The organism is Actinomycetota bacterium (assembly GCA_013152275.1).
GTDB lineage: Bacteria > Actinomycetota > Acidimicrobiia > Spongiisociales > UBA4744 > BMS3Bbin01.
In genome coordinates, this window is sequence record JAADGS010000034.1 from 1 (window position 1) to 3337 (window position 3337).

The 3337-nt window shown below is 59.6% G+C and carries 4 protein-coding genes; all 4 read left to right on the forward strand.

Annotated features, from left to right (window positions below; genetic code table 11):
* The first annotated feature begins 331 nt into the window (after positions 1 to 331).
* The 4 genes from GXP34_06460 (at position 332) to GXP34_06475 (ending at position 2820) form a co-directional block, all read left to right on the forward strand.
* The gene (locus tag GXP34_06460) at positions 332 to 820 is read left to right on the forward strand and encodes a hypothetical protein (GenBank protein NOY55613.1); all 489 of its coding nucleotides are present in this window, start codon (positions 332 to 334) and stop codon (positions 818 to 820) included.
* A 72-nt stretch (positions 821 to 892) separates the two neighbouring features.
* Entirely contained in the window at positions 893 to 1414 is a 522-nt protein-coding gene (locus tag GXP34_06465; GenBank protein NOY55614.1) for a SigE family RNA polymerase sigma factor, read from the forward strand.
* Positions 1415 to 1568: 154 nt separating this feature from the next.
* Positions 1569 to 2018, forward strand: a complete 450-nt coding sequence (locus GXP34_06470) for a hypothetical protein (GenBank protein ID NOY55615.1) — start codon at positions 1569 to 1571, stop codon at positions 2016 to 2018.
* A gap of 484 nt (positions 2019 to 2502) precedes the next feature.
* Entirely contained in the window at positions 2503 to 2820 is a 318-nt protein-coding gene (locus tag GXP34_06475; protein ID NOY55616.1) for a hypothetical protein, read from the forward strand.
* Positions 2821 to 3337: the final 517 nt, after the last annotated feature.

Below are 3337 nucleotides of genomic sequence, written 5' to 3' on the forward strand. Positions count from 1 at the left end.
GGTCGTGCATCGCAAAACCCGACTGCTACCCATCCAGAGAGGAGCCGGGTTCGCTTCCTCCGGCTACTGCCTCGAAACCCACGGTGTCACCTTTGCTTGCGTAGGTTTCAAGGGGAATCTCTTTTCCCGAGAAACACCACTCTGTCGGTGACGTCATCGCAGTGCCAGTGCTGTCAACCCCGTCGTAGTCGACCGAGAATCTCAGCGCGGTTGACGCCAACCCTGCATCTGTTGTGGGGTGGCCCGTGTCCGAGTTGACAGTGCCGTTTCGCGTCGCGTGGCCGTCGGTGCCTCCCATGATTTTGGTGGATCGACTGTTACGATCATTCGCGTGACCGACGTCGCACCTCACATCGGGACTCTTCGCGAAAAGCCACTGCACGCCTCGCCAAAGCGTTGGTACGGGCAGCCTGGTGACCGTTTCGAAGTGCCCGTCGACGGGTTTGTTATCAACATTGTGCGGGGTGACCTGTTGATCGAGGTGCAGACGCCTGGTTTCTCCTCCATGAGGTGGACGGTCACGACGCCGCTCGACTTGTGGCGCCGTGTCCTCATCATTCACCCAGTCACAACCGATGAGTGGATTGTCAAGATAGATGCCGACGGCGAGATTCTCAGTCGGCGGTGCTCACCAAAACATGGCAGCGAAATCGGCATCTTCGCCGAACCGGTGAGTTTCACCGGCTTGCTTACCGACTCTCACCTGCAAACCGAGCTGGTTCTGGTGAACGAAGAGGAGTACCGGTCATACGCACCCGGCAGCGCGCGTCGAAATCGGCGCATTTGGGTCGAAGGCTCAGTGTTTTGGCAATTCGACTAAACCGATCCGCGTCCTGGAGCGTTCTATTGAGTGACAGGGAGGAACCGAATCAGTATTGGAGGAAACGGGATATTGGAAACCCACGGCACTGAGGTTCGGGCTCCGGCACAGTACGGAGAGTTCTATCACCACTTTTACCGATCCGTGGTTGCGCTTGCGTATGGCCTTTCAGGCAGTTCCTGGGCCGCCGAGGACCTGGCGCAGGAAGCTTTTCTCCGTGCCTACCGAGACTGGGCCAGTGTTAGTCAGATGGCTGCACCGGGTGCCTGGGTCAAGAAGGTTGCCGTCAACCTCGCTCTCTCACGGTTCCGCCGCCTTCGCGCCGAGGGAATGGCTGTGATCCGGCTGTCGGCAGCGGCACCTCCTGTTGTTCCCATGTCCTTGGCGCACGATTCCTTTTGGATGGAAGTGCGACGGCTTCCCAAGCGCCAGGCGCAAGCCATCGCACTCCGCTACATCGACGACCTCTCGATTGCTGACATTGCAGTAACCCTCGGCGTGGCCCAAGGCACCGTCAAGGCGCTGCTGCATCAGGGGCGAGCCGGCATCTCGCGAAAGCTGGGGGCGAAAGGATGGTTCGACGATGAAATTTGAAGAATTCGCGGCTGACGCCGGTAAGGCCGTCCGAGACGCCATGGCGCACGTCCGACCTGCCGAGGCGCCTGTCGCGCGATATCGTGGCGAGGGCCGTGGCCGAGCCGCGGTCGCTGTCGGTGCCTTCGCTGCGACCCTAGTGATTATTGGTTCTGTGGCTGTCTTGTCGGGTGTCATCAACACGGCCGAGGTCGTCCCTCAGACCAGTCCAGCGGTCACCCTCCAGACCAGTCCAGCGGTCGACGAGCCTTTGACCACCTATGCAGTAGGCGACACCGTGCGGATCAGAACGGACTGTTCAATCGCCGATCAGATATTGCGGTCCGAATTTGGCGACAGCCTGCCCAAGAAGGGCCAGACTGCTAAGGAGCGTGTCGATGGGCTCTTGGCTGACGCCGTGGTGGTGTTCGTTGATGCGTTCGGGGCACTCGACGTTCGCGTCATTCCTCGCAACGGCCAAGTTTGGGACGGCCCCGGCAGAGGTGTCTACACCGTTGAAGATGCCGTCGATTACCAATTCAAAGTGACGCTTGGACCCGATTCGCCGTGCCCCGCAGCACCGTACTCATGGAACGGGATCCCCGTCGTGTTCTTCCGCGAGTAGTGGAACGCTAAAAGCTTGGCGGGAGGGTCCGATCATCTCGTGACCATTCTCGGAGACCCAGCCTGTGAGCGTGTGATAGGCGGGTGCGATCTCTTCGTGGCATCCATGGTGGACTGTCGTGGCGATCGTCCCCTTCGAGTTGGTGTGAATACACTTTCGCGTCGCCGGTGAACGCGCCCGAAATCGGCATGCAAATCTCGATGTCGCCTTCGGTTTCTTCGTCGATCACATCGTGGTGGACAATCAGAGGGGGTGCCCGATGTTGGAACTCCTTCTCGACCGATAGTGTGTACGAGCGACCCGAATCCGGCACCGATGTCACTGGCGATCTTGGTGAGGTTGGTCCGTATCCCGATTGCAGCGTCTCGTCCGTGGGCTCGTCGGACGGTCAGTTGCCGAAAACGTCACACCACTTGCGACTCCGGTGGGGTCGTTGGTTGATCGGTACGCGACGAGGCCCTCTCGATTTGTGTGGATCGGGAGCGTGTTTCTCGGTGTCGCGGTCTACTGGCTCTTGGATTGGTTCCGGAGAAGCGAATCTGCCCTGTACCGCGCCGCAGGTGTGCGCAGGGCACATCTCCTGGCTGTGCGCGCATGGGAACGGCTGATCGTCGGTGCCAGCTCCTTCGGCACAGCGATCGGCTGCAGTCTCGTTCTCACGAACTCCCCAACCAGCTACAACCTTGCCTCACTCGTTTGGGCCGATGCTGCCGCGGTCAGCCTCAGCATTCTGGCGGTGTCCATCGCCACGACTCGAACTCTGTCATCCAAACGCCTCGCCGAACTGCTGAAGGACCGATGAATGCTGCTATCGAGCCGCATTCGCACGGGGGTTTTTGGCCGAAGACATCCTGCAACTCCTTCCCTGCCTCCGAGCATGTCGGCCACGGTGCCGGCACCGGCCTGACGAAAAGTCAGGCGATGACCTGGCCGCCATGCCGCAGCAAACGCCCAGTTCCTGATAGGCCTGCGACGTTTCGTCCAATCCGGACACATAAACCTCAATGGTTACGGCCACCAGGGAGAGTTGGCCCCATGTTGCATCTTGCACGGTCGCCCAACCGCCTCTTAAGGGCGCGGTCGTTTCTTCTGTTGGACTCTTGTGGACCCGAACCGGCCGCTCTCCGATTGAGCTTCCCCCGTTCCCTCGGTTTCCCGGAGGAACGGGGGAAGATCACTTATCTATTTGTCGTAGGTGTCGACGTTTATGGTGGGGGAGTGTGATATTGAGTGGGAGTTCTGATGGTCCGGTCGAGGCGTTTTGTTGTGTATTTGGTGGTTGTGGGCATGATGTTGTCTGCGTTCACTGTCGTGGCGTT